21 protein-coding genes are annotated in these 15556 nt (G+C 64.0%); 19 read left to right on the plus strand and 2 right to left on the minus strand.

The annotated features are described in order from the left end of the window. Positions 1–57 precede the first annotated feature (57 nt). From rpsH to map, 9 genes are all read left to right on the plus strand, one after another. The gene (rpsH, locus tag ASH04_RS18840) at positions 58–456 is read left to right on the plus strand and encodes a 30S ribosomal protein S8 (RefSeq protein WP_008718266.1); all 399 of its coding nucleotides are present in this window, start codon (positions 58–60) and stop codon (positions 454–456) included. 13 nt (positions 457–469) lie between these two features. Then, complete coding sequence (gene rplF, locus ASH04_RS18845) at positions 470–1009, plus strand: 50S ribosomal protein L6 (RefSeq protein WP_027496323.1); 540 nt, start codon at positions 470–472, stop codon at positions 1007–1009. A gap of 1 nt (position 1010) precedes the next feature. Further along, positions 1011–1427: a 50S ribosomal protein L18 gene (gene rplR, locus ASH04_RS18850; RefSeq protein ID WP_032365631.1), complete on the plus strand. Its 417-nt coding sequence runs from the start codon at positions 1011–1013 to the stop codon at positions 1425–1427. 34 nt (positions 1428–1461) lie between these two features. Further along, positions 1462–2136: a 30S ribosomal protein S5 gene (gene rpsE, locus ASH04_RS18855; protein ID WP_032365630.1), complete on the plus strand. Its 675-nt coding sequence runs from the start codon at positions 1462–1464 to the stop codon at positions 2134–2136. Further along, positions 2136–2315: a 50S ribosomal protein L30 gene (rpmD, locus tag ASH04_RS18860; protein WP_008718256.1), complete on the plus strand. Its 180-nt coding sequence runs from the start codon at positions 2136–2138 to the stop codon at positions 2313–2315. Before rpsE ends, rpmD begins: the two co-directional genes overlap by 1 nt. Positions 2316–2317: 2 nt before the next feature. Then, positions 2318–2761 (plus strand): 50S ribosomal protein L15, encoded by a 444-nt coding sequence (rplO, locus tag ASH04_RS18865; RefSeq protein ID WP_027496326.1) that lies wholly within the window; start codon positions 2318–2320, stop codon positions 2759–2761. A gap of 314 nt (positions 2762–3075) precedes the next feature. Beyond that, a complete protein-coding gene (gene secY / locus ASH04_RS18870; RefSeq protein ID WP_027496327.1) occupies positions 3076–4398 on the plus strand; it encodes a preprotein translocase subunit SecY in 1323 nt (440 codons plus the stop codon). After that, positions 4395–4949 (plus strand): adenylate kinase, encoded by a 555-nt coding sequence (locus ASH04_RS18875; protein ID WP_027496328.1) that lies wholly within the window; start codon positions 4395–4397, stop codon positions 4947–4949. The genes secY and ASH04_RS18875 overlap by 4 nt, the downstream gene beginning before the upstream one ends. Beyond that, positions 4949–5746, plus strand: a complete 798-nt coding sequence (gene map, locus ASH04_RS18880) for a type I methionyl aminopeptidase (protein WP_057474237.1) — start codon at positions 4949–4951, stop codon at positions 5744–5746. The genes ASH04_RS18875 and map overlap by 1 nt, the downstream gene beginning before the upstream one ends. 17 nt (positions 5747–5763) lie before the next feature. On the opposite strand, the gene ASH04_RS18885 is transcribed toward map, so the two are convergent. Further along, positions 5764–6651: a glycosyltransferase gene (locus tag ASH04_RS18885; protein WP_057474238.1), complete on the minus strand. Its 888-nt coding sequence runs from the start codon at positions 6649–6651 to the stop codon at positions 5764–5766. 298 nt (positions 6652–6949) lie between these two features. Here ASH04_RS18885 and infA point away from each other — a divergent pair, with 298 nt between their 5' ends. The 9 genes from infA (at position 6950) to ASH04_RS18930 (ending at position 12270) form a co-directional block, all read left to right on the plus strand. After that, complete coding sequence (gene infA / locus ASH04_RS18890; RefSeq protein ID WP_005140011.1) at positions 6950–7171, plus strand: translation initiation factor IF-1; 222 nt, start codon at positions 6950–6952, stop codon at positions 7169–7171. Between the two features lie 88 nt (positions 7172–7259). Next, positions 7260–7373 (plus strand): 50S ribosomal protein L36, encoded by a 114-nt coding sequence (gene rpmJ / locus ASH04_RS18895; protein ID WP_025347279.1) that lies wholly within the window; start codon positions 7260–7262, stop codon positions 7371–7373. A gap of 204 nt (positions 7374–7577) precedes the next feature. Then, positions 7578–7952: a 30S ribosomal protein S13 gene (rpsM, locus tag ASH04_RS18900; RefSeq protein ID WP_027496330.1), complete on the plus strand. Its 375-nt coding sequence runs from the start codon at positions 7578–7580 to the stop codon at positions 7950–7952. Continuing rightward, positions 7952–8365, plus strand: coding sequence for a 30S ribosomal protein S11 (gene rpsK, locus ASH04_RS18905; protein WP_027496331.1), 414 nt, complete (start codon positions 7952–7954; stop codon positions 8363–8365). The genes rpsM and rpsK overlap by 1 nt, the downstream gene beginning before the upstream one ends. A 21-nt stretch (positions 8366–8386) precedes the next feature. Beyond that, positions 8387–8992 carry a 30S ribosomal protein S4 gene (gene rpsD / locus ASH04_RS18910; protein ID WP_008718223.1) on the plus strand — a complete coding sequence of 202 codons (606 nt, stop codon included), beginning with the start codon at positions 8387–8389 and terminating at the stop codon, positions 8990–8992. Positions 8993–9091: 99 nt separating this feature from the next. Further along, positions 9092–10156: a DNA-directed RNA polymerase subunit alpha gene (locus tag ASH04_RS18915; RefSeq protein ID WP_027496332.1), complete on the plus strand. Its 1065-nt coding sequence runs from the start codon at positions 9092–9094 to the stop codon at positions 10154–10156. Between the two features lie 34 nt (positions 10157–10190). Further along, a complete protein-coding gene (gene rplQ / locus ASH04_RS18920; protein WP_027496333.1) occupies positions 10191–10778 on the plus strand; it encodes a 50S ribosomal protein L17 in 588 nt (195 codons plus the stop codon). A 5-nt stretch (positions 10779–10783) separates the two neighbouring features. Then, positions 10784–11680, plus strand: coding sequence for a tRNA pseudouridine(38-40) synthase TruA (gene truA, locus ASH04_RS18925; RefSeq protein ID WP_057474239.1), 897 nt, complete (start codon positions 10784–10786; stop codon positions 11678–11680). After that, complete coding sequence (locus ASH04_RS18930; RefSeq protein WP_052053792.1) at positions 11677–12270, plus strand: NADPH-dependent FMN reductase; 594 nt, start codon at positions 11677–11679, stop codon at positions 12268–12270. The genes truA and ASH04_RS18930 overlap by 4 nt, the downstream gene beginning before the upstream one ends. A 5-nt stretch (positions 12271–12275) precedes the next feature. On the opposite strand, the gene eccE is transcribed toward ASH04_RS18930, so the two are convergent. Beyond that, positions 12276–14105 (minus strand): type VII secretion protein EccE, encoded by a 1830-nt coding sequence (gene eccE, locus ASH04_RS18935; RefSeq protein ID WP_082519332.1) that lies wholly within the window; start codon positions 14103–14105, stop codon positions 12276–12278. On the opposite strand from eccE, the gene eccB reads away from it, so the two are divergent. Further along, positions 14099–15553 carry a type VII secretion protein EccB gene (gene eccB, locus ASH04_RS18940; RefSeq protein WP_057474304.1) on the plus strand — a complete coding sequence of 485 codons (1455 nt, stop codon included), beginning with the start codon at positions 14099–14101 and terminating at the stop codon, positions 15551–15553. The two genes, eccE and eccB, sit on opposite strands and share 7 nt — an antisense overlap. The last annotated feature ends 3 nt before the right edge of the window (positions 15554–15556 follow it).

Below are 15556 nucleotides of genomic sequence, written 5' to 3' on the forward strand. Positions count from 1 at the left end.
CACCAGCCCGCGCGTGCTGCATGGGAACCGCTGCGAGAAAGGTGCACAGGTCACACCATGACGATGACCGATCCAATTGCAGACTTCTTGACCCGTCTGCGCAACGCCAACTCGGCGTACCACGACGAGGTGAAGCTTCCCCACTCGAAGCTCAAGGCGAACATCGCCGAGATCCTCAAGCGCGAGGGCTACATCTCCGATTACCGCACGGAAGACGCCGAGGTGGGCAAGACCCTCATCGTCGATCTGAAGTACGGCCCGAGCCGTGAGCGCAGCCTCGCCGGCGTGCGACGCGTCTCCAAGCCCGGTCTCCGGGTGTACGCAAAATCCACCAATCTGCCCAAGGTTCTCGGCGGCCTGGGCGTGGCGATCATCTCCACGTCCACCGGTCTGCTCACGGAGCGTCAGGCTGCCAAGCAGGGTGTGGGCGGAGAAGTCCTCGCCTACGTCTGGTAGGGGAGGCCACACCATGTCACGTATTGGAAAATTGCCGGTCGCAGTCCCCGCTGGCGTCGATATCACCATCGACGGCCAGGACGTTGCGGTCAAGGGCCCCAAGGGTGCCCTGAGCCTGACAGTCGCCGAGCCCATCAAGATCGCCCGCGCCGACGACGGCACCATCGCCGTCACTCGGCCCGACGACGAGCGTAAGAGCCGCTCGCTGCATGGTCTCTCGCGCACTCTCGTCGCGAACCTCATCACCGGTGTCACCAACGGTTACACCACCAAGATGGAGATTCACGGCGTCGGTTACCGCGTCGTACTCAAGGGCAAGGACCTCGAGTTCGCACTCGGTTACAGCCATCCCGTGCTGATCGAAGCACCCGAGGGCATCACGTTCACGGTCGAGTCGCCCACGCGATTCACCGTTGTCGGCATCGACAAGCAGAAGGTCGGTCAGATCTCTGCCAACATTCGTCGTCTGCGGCGTCCGGACCCGTACAAGGGTAAGGGCATCCGCTACGAGGGTGAAGTGATCCGCCGCAAGGTCGGAAAGACGGGTAAGTGATATGAGCCAGCAAACAGCAGACAAGGCGAACGTCGTCAAGCGCACACCGCGCGGCACCGACGTCTCGACGAAGCGTCGCCTGTCGAAGGCACGTCGTCACTTCCGCCTTCGCAAGAAGATCTCCGGAACGCCCGAGCGTCCGCGCTTGGTCGTCAACCGGTCCTCGCGTCACATCCACGTGCAGTTGATCGACGACCTGGCGGGCCACACGCTGGCCAGCGCGTCGAGCATCGAAGCCGATGTGCGCGCACTCGAGGGCGACAAGAAGGCCGTCAGCGCGAAGGTCGGCGAGCTCATCGCCAGCCGTGCGAAGGCAGCCGGCGTCGAGGCAGTCGTGTTCGACCGCGGCGGCAACAACTACAGCGGCCGCATCGCGGCACTCGCAGACGCTGCCCGCGAAGGCGGGTTGACGTTCTGATGATGACAATGACTGACAACGGAAGGACAGCCTGATGCCGGGACGTCAACGGCGTGACGGCGGAAGCGGCCCCGCCGGACAGAACAGTGGCCCCAACGCAGGTGGCGATAACAACCAGCGCGGCGACAACCGCGGTGGTGGCGGTCGCGATCGTCGTGACAACGGCCGTGGCGGCAACGCTGCGGACAAGTCGAACTTCATCGAGAAGGTCGTCACGATCAACCGCGTCTCCAAGGTGGTCAAGGGTGGTCGACGCTTCAGCTTCACCGCCCTCGTCATCGTCGGTGACGGCAACGGACTGGTCGGTGTCGGCTACGGCAAGGCCAAGGAAGTTCCCGCGGCCATCCAGAAGGGTGTCGAGGAGGCTCGCAAGAGCTTCTTCCGCGTCCCGATGATCGCCGGCACCATCACTCACCCCATCCAGGGCGAAGCCGCTGCCGGCGTCGTCATGTTGCGTCCGGCCAGCGCCGGTACCGGCGTCATCGCCGGTGGTGCTGTTCGCGCAGTGTTGGAGTGCGCCGGTGTCCACGACGTGCTGTCGAAGTCGCTCGGTAGCGACAACGCCATCAACGTCGTGCACGCGACCGTCGCAGCCCTCAAGGGTCTGCAGCGTCCCGAGGAAGTTGCGGCTCGCCGCGGCCTGACCCTCGAAGAGGTTGCACCCGCCGGAATGCTGCGCGCACGCGCACAGGCAGGAGCGGTGAAGTAATGGCTCAGCTGAAGGTCACTCAGATCAAGAGCACCATCGGCCAGAAGGCGAACCAGCGTGACAGCCTGCGTACTCTCGGGCTCAAGGGCATCCGCCAGACGGTCGTCCGCGAGGACAACCCGCAGAACCGCGGACTGGTCAACACGGTGCGCCACCTCGTAACTGTTGAGGAGGTCTAACCATGACCATCAAACTGCACCACCTGCGCCCCGCAGCCGGATCCAAGTCGACGAAGATTCGCGTCGGCCGTGGTGAAGGTGGCAAGCGCGGCAAGACCGCAGGTCGCGGTACCAAGGGAACCGGCGCACGCAAGAACGTGCCGGCACGCTTCGAGGGTGGCCAGATGCCCCTCCACATGCGGCTCCCGAAGCTCAAGGGCTTCACCAACCGCAACCGTGTCGTGTTCCAGGTCGTGAACCTGCGCGACATCGAGCGCCTGTTCCCCGAGGGTGGTCAGATCGGTATCCCCGAGCTGATCGCCAAGGGAGCTGTTCGCAAGAACGAGCTCGTCAAGGTTCTCGGAGACGGAAACCTCACCGTGAAGGTCGATATCTCGGCCAACAAGTTCACGGGCTCCGCCAAGGAAAAGATCGCCGCTGCCGGCGGTTCTGCAACCGAGGTATGAGCATTGCTTCGATGTGCTGAGTAGCAGCGCGTCGAGCAGCAGTTCGTGACGATGGCCGCAGCCACAGCTCTCGTAGCTGAGCTGCGGCCATCGTTGCCTACACGGAATGTCGTGTGTGTCGACCGATCGGCCAGGGTCCAACACTGACCGTCGGTCCGGTCGATGCGCACTGTTAGAGTTCTAGAGTTCAGAGAAGTTCGTATCGATGCGGTCGATGTATGTCGTCCGCAGTCCATGCTCGTGAGGCTCACGGGAGCATCAGTCGCTCCCGACGAAGCACTCGCGGCGTCAACGCAGTCGTGCCAGGAGGATCTTTGCTTTCCGCCTTCGTGTCGGCCCTCAGGACTCCTGACCTGAGACGGAAGATCCTCTTCACGCTCGGTCTGGTGGCCCTGTATCGCTTCGGTGCAACACTGCCGTCGCCGGGTGTCGACTACGCCAATGTCCGAGCATGCATCGACCAGGTCTCCGGTGGAGATTCGGCGGGCATCTATTCGTTGATCAACTTGTTCTCCGGTGGAGCGCTCCTCCAGCTCTCGGTGTTCGCGATCGGCATCATGCCGTACATCACCGCTAGCATCATCGTGCAGCTGCTCACCGTCGTCATCCCCAAGTTCGAGGAACTCCGCAAGGAGGGACAGTCGGGCCAGGCCAAGATGACGCAGTACACGCGTTACCTGTCGATCGCACTGGCCATCCTGCAGGCGACCGGCCTGGTGGCCCTCGCTTCGCGCGGCCAGTTGCTCCAGGGATGTCAGCAGGACATCATCGCCGACCAGTCCATCTTCGGGCTCGTCATCATCGTGCTGGTCATGACTGCAGGCGCAGCCGTCGTGATGTGGTTCGGCGAGGTCATCACCGAGCGCGGTGTCGGCAACGGAATGTCGCTGCTGATCTTCGCCGGAATTGCCTCGCGCATCCCGTCCGAGGGCAACTCGATTCTGGAGAGCCGCGGCGGGTTGGTCTTCGGGTTCGTCTGCTTCGCAGCGTTCCTCATCATCACCGGTGTGGTCTTCGTCGAGCAGGGTCAGCGCCGAATCCCGGTCCAGTACGCCAAGCGCATGGTCGGCCGGAAGATGTACGGCGGCTCGTCGACGTATCTGCCGCTCAAGGTCAACCAGGCCGGCGTCATCCCGGTGATCTTCGCGTCCTCGCTCCTCTACCTACCCAATCTCATCGCCCAGCTCACGTCCGCCAGCACCGCAACCGATCCGAGCTGGTGGCAGCGGATCATCAACGAGTATCTGGTGAACCCGGCGAACCCGGTGTACATCGCTATCTTCTTCGGGCTGATCGTATTCTTCACGTACTTCTACGTGGCGATCACGTTCAACCCCGAAGAGCGGGCCGACGAGATGAAGAAGTTCGGTGGATTCATCCCGGGCATCCGACCGGGTAAGCCGACAGCCGATTACCTCAACTACGTTCTCAGTCGCATCACGCTGCCCGGTGCGGTGTACCTGGGCACCATTGCGGTGCTTCCCAACCTGTTCCTCGACATCGGCAGTTCGGGCGGAGCTCAAAACCTTCCGTTCGGTGGTACCGCCGTGTTGATCATGGTCAGCGTGGGCCTCGACACCGTGAAGCAGATCGAAAGCCAGCTGATGCAGCGTAACTACGAAGGGTTCCTCAAGTGAGACTTGTTCTGCTCGGTCCCCCCGGTGCCGGCAAAGGCACTCAGGCCGTCCTCCTCTCCGAGAAGCTGGGCGTGCCACACATTTCGACAGGCGATCTCTTTCGCGCAAATATCGGCGAGAAGACCCCGCTCGGATTGGAAGCGAAGAAGTACCTCGACGCGGGCGACCTCGTGCCGAGCGAACTCACCGTGGACATGGTGCGCAGTCGACTCGCCGAGCCCGACGCCGTCAACGGATTCCTGCTCGACGGTTTCCCGCGTTCGGTCGGCCAGGCCGAAGCTCTGGTCGACATCCTCTCCGACCTGAACGCACATCTCGATGCAGTGCTGTCCTTCGTCGTCGACGAGGACGTCGTCGTGGACCGCATGCTGGCGCGCGGCCGTGAGGACGACAAAGAGGACGTCATCCGTAATCGTCTCAAGGTGTACCGCGACGAGACGGCACCGCTGTTGGACTACTACTCCGACAAGCTGGTCACCGTCGATGCGATCGGTGAGGTGGACGAAGTCAACGCCCGCGCGCTGAAGTCCATCGAGGACCACGGCAAGTAATGGCGTTCGGCCGTAAACGAAAAGTCGTCCCGTTCAAGAGCGCTGGTGAGCTCGACGCGATGGCGGCAGCCGGTGCCGTGGTAGGTGCCGCTCTAGTCGCCGTACGAGATGCAGCCAAGCCCGGAGTCTCGACGCTCGAACTCGATCGAGTTGCCGAGGCGGTCATCCGTGATGCCGGCGCGGTGCCCTCGTTTCTTGGGTACCACGGATTCACCGGCAGCATCTGCTCCTCGGTGAACGACCGCGTAGTGCACGGCATTCCGTCGGCGGACGAGTTGTTGGTCGCCGGGGACCTCGTGTCCATCGACTGCGGTGCAGTGCTGGACGGCTGGCACGGAGATTCGGCGTGGACGTTCGGCGTCGGCGACATCATCGAGGCCGATGCGTTGCTGAGCGAGGCGACGAGGCTCTCCATGGAGGCCGGGATCGCAGCGATGATCCCCGGCAATCGTCTGACCGACATCTCCCACGCCATCGAGTCCGGTACGCACGCGGCCGAGGATGCTCACGGTCGCAAATACGGAATCGTCGACGGTTACGGCGGCCACGGAATCGGCCGCGAAATGCACATGGACCCGTTCCTCGCGAACGAGGGCGCGCCGGGCAAAGGGCCGGAGCTCGTGGTGGGTTCCACGCTGGCCATCGAACCGATGTTGACGCTCGGTACCTACGAGACCGACATTCTCGACGACGGGTGGACCGTGGTGACCACCGATGGTTCTCGTGCGGCGCACTGGGAACACACGGTCGCGGTGACCGAGGACGGCCCGCGAATCCTGACGGTTCGGCCTCGCTAGAACTACCAGGTCAACGCTCACCAGGTGAGTGACGAGTACCGGCGGCCCCCTCGGATGAGTCCGAGGTGGGCGGCCGTCAGGCGTAGCCAGAGGCGAGTCGGCATCCGAGTCACTGCGGTCGGCAGCAATGGGTTTCGTACCGCGAGCGCGAGGAGCGCTACGGAAATTGTGCGGATTCGGAACGGCGGGCATCCGGCAGCCCGATACATTCCGCGGACGTGGGCCGATCCGTATCCTAGTGCCCCGGCCTGCTTCCAATTGTCCCGGTAGCCGGTGCGCAAACGATATTCGACCAGCGGCTCGGCTATGAAGTGCAGGCGGGCACCCGATTGCTGTGCGCGCCAGGAGAATTCCATGTCCTCGCTGGCATGAACGAATTCGAGCATCCCGCCGAGATCTCGGTAGGTCGACGCGCGGCACGCCATACTCGCCCCGATGACGAACGGGCGAAAGGGCGACTTGCCCTGATTCGAAGGTGGGGCGAACGGAACTGCGGCGCGCGTCGCTTCGGAGTTCAGCGCCTCGGTGCTCAGGCCGGTTCCCACGAGGTCGTAGCTGTCCAGTTCGGCGGTGATGCGCCGCAGCCATGTCGGGTGTACGACGTCGTCGGCATCGCAGAAGGTCAGCAGCGGGCCCTCGGCTGCTTCCGCACCGCGATTGCGCGCATGCGACGCGCCCGGGGTGCCGGACGAATCGACGTACTTCAGATTCAAGCGGGCCCGTAGTGCGTGGTCCTCCACGAACTCGCGCACTCCATCGGTCGAGCCGTTGTCGCTGACGACGACCTCGAACGGGCCGTCGTAGTCCTGGTGGGCGAGCGCGCGTATTTGCTCGTCGAGCACATCTCTGGCGTTGTGTACGGGAATGATCACGGAGACGGCTGGGCCGGACGGGTTGGAACTCAAGAGGGCACCTTGCGGGCTCGGTGGCTGAACGATGGCGGGCGGACGAAAGGTTAGCTCAGTTAATCTAACGTCGCCATCCGACGTGTTTCGTGCCCGCTTCGCGCGCATTTGGCCAGATGTGTCTTTGCCGGTAACATAGATCGACGGTGCGCCCTGCGTACCGGATGTTCGCATGCCTCGAGGGCTGTGCGGCCCTCCGGCGATACTCCGACTCGGTTCCGAGGAGTCGGTCAGTGGGCATCACGGTAACGGAAACAGATGCAATCAACCAGGTGTGAGAGCCAGGATCGCGGAGGATATGGCCAAGAAAGACGGTGCTATCGAGGTAGAGGGCCGAGTTGTCGAACCGCTGCCCAATGCGATGTTTCGCATTGAGCTCGAAAACGGCCACAAGGTACTCGCCCACATCAGCGGAAAGATGCGTCAGCACTACATCCGCATCCTTCCCGAGGATCGCGTCGTGGTAGAGCTTTCGCCCTACGACCTCACGCGTGGACGCATCGTTTACCGCTACAAGTAAGAGCTTCCTCGGCCATGTCCGGTCGGGGAGAACCATGCTCGGTCCGCTGCTCGCAGCGCGTCCGAGCTACACACAGGAGATCAACGACGTGAAGGTTCAGCCGAGCGTCAAGAAGATCTGCGAGAAGTGCAAGGTGATTCGTCGTAACGGGCGCGTCATGGTGATCTGCGACAACCTGCGTCACAAGCAGCGTCAGGGATAACCACCGAGCATCACGCACGTCGGCTTGGCAACAGCTAGAAGATGACCTCCCAGCACCAACCGCAACACACGCGTTGCGGCAGACCCCCGGCACGGAGGCCGGGGCCCCACTGAGTTTGTTGAAAGACGCTTCCCACCCCAGCGGTGAGAAGGACACAGGGGACGGACTGGGAGCAGACCTCCGGACAAGAAAAGGAAATGCCACATGGCACGTCTCGCAGGTGTGGATCTGCCGCGCGAAAAGCGCATGGAGATCGCACTGACTTACATCTACGGCGTCGGCCGTACCCGCTCCAAGGAAATTCTCGCAGCAACGGGCGTCAGCCCCGACCTGCGCAGCAAGGATCTCGGCGACGACGATCTGCGCAAGCTCAGCGATTACATCAACGAGTCCCTCAAGGTCGAGGGCGATCTGCGCCGCGAGGTGCAGGCCGACATCCGACGCAAGATCGAAATCGGCTGCTACCAGGGTCTTCGCCACCGTCGTGGTCTGCCCGTCCGTGGACAGCGCACCAAGACCAATGCGCGTACCCGTAAGGGACCCAAGCGCACCATTGCCGGCAAGAAGAAGGCGAAGTAATGCCCCCCAAAGCACGCGGTACCGGTCCGAAGAAGGCGCAGAAGACGCGTCGCAGGGACAAGAAGAACGTCCCGCACGGATCTGCGCACATCAAGAGCACGTTCAACAACACGATCGTGTCGATCACCGACCCCGCCGGAAACGTCATCTCGTGGGCGTCCTCGGGACACGTGGGCTTCAAGGGCTCGCGCAAGTCGACTCCGTTCGCCGCACAGCTCGCAGCCGAGAACGCTGCGCGCAAGGCTCAGGAGCACGGCGTCAAGAAGGTCGACGTGTTCGTCAAGGGTCCCGGCTCCGGCCGTGAGACCGCGATCCGCTCACTTCAGGCCGCAGGCCTCGAGGTCGGCACCATCTCCGATGTCACCCCTCAGCCGCACAACGGCTGCCGTCCGCCCAAGCGGCGTCGGGTCTAGCGGGAAGGAAAGGTTTAGAAAATGGCACGTTATACCGGTCCTATCACCCGCAAGTCGCGTCGTCTGCGCGTCGACCTCGTCGGAGGCGACCAGGCGTTCGAGCGTCGTCCCTACCCGCCCGGCCAGCACGGCCGCGCGCGGATCAAGGAGAGCGAGTACCTGCTCCAGCTGCAGGAGAAGCAGAAGGCTCGCTTCACCTACGGCGTCATGGAGAAGCAGTTCCGTCTGTACTACAAGGAAGCCAACAGGGCCGCCGGCAAGACCGGTGAGAACCTGCTGACCATCCTCGAGACTCGCCTCGACAACGTCGTCTACCGTGCGGGTCTCGCACGTACGCGTCGTCAGGCACGCCAGCTGGTCACCCATGGCCACTTCCTCGTGAACAACAAGCGAGTGGACATCCCCAGCTACCGCGTCTCGCAGTACGACATCATCGATGTCCGCGAGAAGTCCGCGCAGACCCTGCCGATCCAGATCGCCCGTGAGAGCTACGGCGATCGTCCGGTGGCTCCGTGGCTGCAGGTCGTCCCCAACCGTCTTCGCATCCTGGTTCACCGGGTGCCGGAGCGCGCACAGATCGATGTGCCGCTCCAGGAGCAGCTCATCGTCGAGTACTACTCGAAGTAAGGCGCAGCACGCATGTGAGTCTCCCCGCGAGGCTCACATGCGTCTTCGCCTCCACACGTGGGCGTCAAATAGCGGACGCCCGTACAGGAGGAACACAGAATGCTCATTTCACAGCGCCCGACGCTGACCGAAGAGGTCATCGCCGACAACCGCTCGAAATTCGTCATCGAGCCGCTCGAGCCCGGCTTCGGTTACACACTCGGCAACTCGCTCCGCCGCACCCTGCTGTCGTCGATCCCCGGCGCTGCTGTCACCAGCATCCGTATCGACGGCGTCCTCCACGAATTCACCACCGTTCCCGGAGTCAAGGAAGATGTCACCGACATCATCCTGAACCTCAAGGGACTCGTGGTGAGCTCCGAAGAAGACGAACCGGTCACCATGTACGTCCGCAAGCAGGGCCCCGGCGCTGTCACCGCAGGCGACATCGTGCCTCCGGCCGGCGTCACGGTGAACAATCCGGATCTGCATATCGCGACCCTGAACGACAAGGGCAAGTTGGAGATCGAGCTCGTCGTCGAGCGCGGTCGCGGCTACGTCCCCGCCGTTCAGAACAAGGCATCGGGTGCCGAGATCGGCCGTATTCCGGTCGACTCGATCTACTCGCCCGTGCTCAAGGTCACCTACAAGGTGGAGGCCACCCGCGTCGAACAGCGCACCGACTTCGATCGGCTCGTTCTCGACGTGGAGACCAAGAATTCCATCACCGCGCGGGACGCGCTCGCTTCGGCGGGCAAGACCCTGGTTGAGCTCTTCGGCCTCGCCCGTGAGCTGAACGTCGAAGCAGAAGGCATCGAGATCGGACCCTCGCCCGCCGAGGCCGATCACATCGCATCCTTCGGACTCCCCATCGAGGATCTGGACCTGACGGTTCGTTCCTACAACTGCCTCAAGCGCGAAGGTGTTCACACCGTCGGTGAGCTGGTTGGTCGTACCGAGTCCGATCTGCTCGACATCCGTAACTTCGGGCAGAAGTCCATCGACGAGGTGAAGGTCAAGCTGCACTCGCTCGGCCTTTCCCTCAAGGACAGCCCCGCGTCGTTCGATCCGAGCACCGTGCCTGGCTACGACGCCACCACGGGCACGTGGAGTGACACCGACGCAGGCTCCTTCGGCGATACCGAAGGCGCCGAGCAGGACTACGCCGAGACAGAACAGCTGTAATCAGCTCGCTGGAGCTCTTACTAGGAGATTCATCATGCCCAAGCCCACCAAGGGCCGCCGTCTCGGCGGGTCGGCGTCACACCAGAAGGCCATCCTGGCCAACCTGGCGACGTCACTCTTCGAGCACGGCCGCATCACCACCACCGAGTCGAAGGCCAAGCGCCTTCGTCCCCACGCCGAGAAGCTCGTCACCCATGCCAAGAAGGGTGATCTGGCCCATCGTCGTGAGGTTCTCAAGACGATCAACAACAAAGATGTCGTGCACAAGCTCTTCGCCGAGATCGGGCCTTTCTTCGCCGATCGCGACGGTGGCTACACGCGCATCATCAAGACCGTCCCCCGTAAGGGTGACAACTCGCCGATGGCCATCATCGAGCTCGTCAACGAGCAGACGGTGTCCAACGAAGCCGACCGCGCACGCCGCGTGAAGGCATCGAAGGCTGCTCCCGCCGCAACCGAGGCTCCGGCCGAGGACACGGCAGACGACAACGTCGTCGAGGCTGTCGAAGCCGACGCGACCGACGCCGAGGTGGCCAACGCCGACGCAGTCATCGAAGGCATCGAGGACAACGACGCTCACGCGTCGGACGCCCCCGAGGCCGAGGATGCGAAGAAGGACTAGTCCTTGTGAGCTCCGAGCACGACCGAAGCGGGCCCGCCATTTCCTCAGGAGATGGCGGGCCCGCTTTGTCGGTCCCCACCAGATATCGGCTCGACATCTCGTACGACGGCACGAACTTCTCCGGCTGGGCTCGGCAACCCGGTATCCGAACCGTGTGTGGCGTGCTCGAGGAGGCTTTCTCCACTGTGCTCCGTCAACCGGTCGAGCTGACGGTTGCCGGTCGAACCGACGCCGGAGTGCACGCGACCGGTCAGGTTGCACATTTCGACGCGGTGGGTGTGCCGGACGAGCACGACCGGTTGATTCGAAGAATGGCGCGCTTCCTTCCCGCCGACGTCCGGGTTCGTGCGATAACGGAGGTCTCGCCCGACTTCGACGCTCGGTTCTCGGCATATCGCCGTCACTACGAGTACCGATTCGGCACAGCGCTCTACGGCGTCGATCCTCTGGATGTCGCCGGAGTCGTGTCCTGGCCGCGGCCGATCGATCTGGACGCGGTACGCGAGGCGTCGCAGGCACTGATCGGACTGCACGATTTCGCTGCGTTCTGCAAGAGGCGAGACGGTGCCACGACAGTGCGAGAACTGCAGCGCTTCGACTGGGAACGCGAGGGGGATCGACTGACCGCGTACGTCAGAGCCGATGCGTTCTGCTGGTCGATGGTGCGCAGTCTGGTCGGGGCGATGCAGGCCGTCGGTGAAGGACGACGAACCCCCGACTGGGCACGTTCTCTGCTCGGTCGTCGAGAACGCGCGAGCGAGGTGGCAGTGGCCCCGGCTCACGGACTTGCCCTGGTGCGGGTCGACTATCCACCCGCCGACATGTTGGCCGCGCGCAATGCTGCCACCCGGGAGACTCGACCGGCAATCGTCGGCGACGAATGCTGTGGAGGAGAAGGATGAGCGACGATTGCGCCGGGTCCGGTGCCGACACGATCCAGCCGATACGTCTAGCGGTGGTCACCGGCAGCGTTCGGGAGGGGCGGGTGGGCCCCACCGTCGCAGCCTGGGTACGCAGCGTGGCGTCGGCGCGCGACTCTCTCACGGTTGTGGATGTCGATCTCGCGGACTTCGATCTCCCGAACAGCTTGACGTCGAGCGAGGGCTCCGAACGTTTCACCCGCATCGTGGGCGAGGCCGACGCGTTCGTCCTCGTCACTCCCGAGTACAACCACGCTGTGCCCGGCTCGCTGAAGACCGCGCTCGACACGGTGAAGTACGAATGGCGTTCCAAGCCAGTGGGATTCGTTTCCTATGGCGGTCTGGCGGGTGGTGTGCGAGCGACCGAGCAACTGCGCCTCATCGCCGCAGAGCTACACATGGTGTCGGTACGGGATTCGGTATCACTCCATCGCGTGCGTCGGCGTTTCGACGAGGCCGGTGGTGTCGACGATCCCGCTGCTGTCGACTCCTTGGGGCGATTGCTCGACCAACTCGAGTGGTGGGCCGGCGCAGTGTCGAGCGCGCGGGCGCGCGTCCGGTACCCCGGCTGACACTGTCAGACTCGGACGGCGGGTCGAAGACTTCTCGGTCGACCGATGAACGCCGTTTCCTGCGGAATGGTGACCAGCGTCAGTTCGATGTCGATGGGACCCGAACGCACCCGAATACGGTCACCGGACGCACGCGGCTGAACGATCGACAGTGTCGCGGCGAATCTCTGTCGGGTCGGCCCGGGTGCCGCCGGATCATGCGGCGGTTCGTGCTCGGTCAGCGAGATCACAGTGACGCCGGGGACAGATTGGTGATCGAGCGAGATGGAGCCGTCTGCGAAGTCGACCACGACGACGTCGTACGAGGGCCGCACCCGTGTGTGGTCGCTGTCGACCAGAAACCGCTCGGGCTCCCCGATGGCGTCGCGGAGGGCTCCCCAGGCGTGCGGTCTGTCCGTTCTGACGACAACTCGCGCTCCGATCGCCACGGCTCGGAACAGAAGCTGTTGGGCGAGGTAGAGCTCGCCCACGATGCTGACCCGCGGCAGGTTCGCCCCGAAGATTCGCACTGCCACACCGTTTCCGTTCGTATCCGATCCCAGTAGTTGGCCGCAACCACTCACCGGGAACGCCCAGGCCTGCAGTGCGGAGGTCGAGAGGGTTCCGACCGGCATCACTGCCGAGTGTGTTGCCACAGCCAGTGGCAATTGAGCGAAAATGCCGTCTCGTTGACGTCCGGCCATCGAGGTCAGTGAAGCAACATCGGGCCTCGAGATTGCCTCTCGCGCAGCGAATCTGCACGACGCACGAACGCGGACGCGGCTCGGCTCGTCGGTGGGGCGCAGGTGAACGGACATGGTCGTACCCAGCGACGGTGTCGCCCACAAGGCCGAAAGATCCTCGACAGTGATTGTGCTGCAATCGATTCCGTAACCCGTACTCGCGACGCCGGGCAATGGAGCGTAGGACCACACCTGAGTCAGGTCGTCGGTGTCGACACCGCGGCTCAGGTGCAATGCCGCGGCTCGGAGTTCTGTGGCCGTCGACAGCCGTGTGGACAGTCCATGAGATTCCAAGGCGCGTGCAATGCGGAGGGCTGCAACGACCGCGGTTCGGGCCGCCCCCGTCCGGCCCGTGCCCCTCGCTGCCATCGCCCGGGCGTTGGCCCGTACGTCCAGAGTGACGGACACCCACACCGTCCGCTGCGCGACGGCGGGCAACGGGCCGATGAGGCCCTCGTACACGTCGGTGGCCACCGAACCGTCGGCGGTTCGAAACCCGAGCGCGACGATGTCGATTGCGGCAACCTCGACGTCGTGCTGCCGAAAGCACGACGTCAACGCCTCGATGGGCAGCGTGTGTCGTGTGTCGGCTCGCGTTCGCGCCAGCACCGTCGTGTCGTGTTCCGGTGCAATGATCTCCACGGTGCACGTGACGGTATCGCGCTGCCAGTGCACACCGACGGGCCGGCCGTCGGGGTCGACATGTTCTGTTGTCACCCCGACGGCAGGGACTCGGCCGGATCCGAAGCGTAGAGCGACGACCAGCCAGCCGGCGATCGACGTTCGCCGAAAGGCGACGAACGGTACGAGCGACACCGTCGCTGCGGCGGTGAGCGTCCACTCGACGGGCATGTCGGTCGCGAGTAGTGCGAGAGTTGTTGTCACAGTAGTTATTTCGGCCGCGAGCAACCCTCGAACAGTTGGCACGGCGAACGACACGACCGACGTGCGCCGTCGTCTCCTCGAACGCGTCATCACATACCCTCCCCCCGAAGGTTGCAGCCCGATCGATCGTCGCCGACGCGGTCGCCGATGGGTGCGGACGAACTGTACTGTGTCGCGTGACCCGATGGGGGATCGGGTCGGCACAATCCTGGGGAGGAATCGTGGCATCTACTCCGACGACGAAATGGCAGGTCGGCGGATACCGCTTTCTCGTCCGACGAATGGAACATGCCCTCATCAGGCGCGACGCGCGGATGTTGCACGACCCGATGAAGTCGCAGTCGCGCGCGCTCATGGTGGGTGTCGTCGTCGCATGCGTGGGTCTGGCGGGCTGCGCTGCCCTGGCGCTGTTTCGGCCTCAGGACAAGATCGGCGACGCGTCGATCGTGGTCGGTAAGGAGTCGGCCGCCATGTTCGTCAGCGTCGACGGCGTGTTCCATCCGGTGCTGAACCTGGCTTCGGCGCGGTTGATCGTGGGAAGGCCCGACAACCCTGTGACGGTGAAGGAGTCGGAACTGGCGTCGCGACCTCGCGGTGCGCTGGTCGGAATTCCCGGTGCCCCGTCGGCGTTGCCGCACGACCCGGACGGCGAGGCCGAGTCGTGGACCGTGTGCGACACCGTCGATCCGATCGCCGGCGTCACGTCCACGACAGTGATCGTGGGGGAGCCCCGCTACGGCGAGAACGCGGCTGCGCTCGGCCCATCCGAGGCATTCCTGTGGACTTCGGGCGGTGCGGCGTATCTCGTCCACGACGGCACCAAGTCGCCGGTCGATCTGGCGGACAGAGCTGTCGTTCGTGCGCTGGGCCTCGAGGATGCGACGCCGACGCCGGTCAGTGCCGGTCTGCTCAACGCGGTACCGCAGTCGCCTGCGGTGACGGCTCCGTTCATAGCGCGAGCGGGTGAGATCCCCGCCTACCCGTTCGACAACCGGCCTATCGGCTCCGTGGTCAAGGTTGCCGGCCGCGACGTTCGGTACTACGTCGTGCTCGAGGACGGCATCCAAGCCATCAGCGAAACCGCAGCCCTACTCGTCAAGTTCGCCGACTCGCAGGGCAGCCCCGACATCGCGGCCGTCAATCCCGACGTCCTGGCCGACGCTCCCAAGACGATGTCCGGGCTCGACGTATCGACCTTCCCGCCGACGACTCCCGACATCGTCGACTCGGGCCGGAGGCCCGTCGGGTGTCTGACCTGGTCACCACTCGATGTCGCCGACGGTGGTCCGACTGCGCAGCTGGTCGAATCCGCAGGACGGTCGTTGCCACTCGATACCACCGCTTCACCGGTGGAACTGGCTCAGGCGGACGGCGGCGGTGATTCGGTCGACCAGGTCCATCTGTCGCCGGGTAGCGGCGGATTCGTTCGAAGCACCGGTATCTCGACGGCCAGTACCCGTCAGGACAGCGTCTTCTTCGTCGCCGACACGGGAGTTCGCTACGGAGTCGAGGGTGCGGATGCAGCGTCGGCATTGGGCTTCGGACTTCCGGCTCCTGCACCGTGGCAGATTCTGCAGTTGCTGGGCAGCGGGCCGACTCTGGGGCGTGGTCAGGCGCTGACCATGCACGACGGGGTCGCGGCGGACCCGCAGGCAGCTGCGCTTCCGTCCAAGTAGTCC

Source organism: Rhodococcus sp. Leaf233, from assembly GCF_001426165.1.
GTDB lineage: Bacteria > Actinomycetota > Actinomycetes > Mycobacteriales > Mycobacteriaceae > Rhodococcoides > Rhodococcoides fascians.